Source organism: Mizugakiibacter sediminis (genome assembly GCF_000953855.2).
In the GTDB taxonomy this organism is placed as follows: Bacteria; Pseudomonadota; Gammaproteobacteria; order Xanthomonadales; family Rhodanobacteraceae; genus Mizugakiibacter; species Mizugakiibacter sediminis.
Genome location: NZ_DF970264.1, coordinates 1 through 263 on the forward strand (window position 1 = coordinate 1; position 263 = coordinate 263).

Annotated in this window: 1 protein-coding gene; it reads left to right on the forward strand. The window is 64.6% G+C overall.

The window, feature by feature from the left end:
- A partial coding sequence (locus MBSD_RS15550; protein WP_187300700.1) for a hypothetical protein occupies positions 1–263 on the forward strand: 263 nt, incomplete at both ends.

The window sequence follows — 263 nt, forward strand, 5'->3', positions numbered from 1 at the left end:
TGGCTGGACGGCTTCTCGGTCAACGTCGACCTGTGGCGCATCTACCTGAACGACACCATCGTGTCGCCGATCGGTGCGCAGACGGTGGCGAACGTGTGCTTCAACAGCGACACGACCGGCACGCCGGGCCTGTTCTGCAACTTCATCCACCGCAACCCGGTGAATGGTGACGTGGTGTTCATCACCGCGCCGACCGTGAACCTGGGCCGCCTGGATACGCGCGGCGTGGACTTCGGCTTCAAGTACCGCCTGCCGGAGACCCG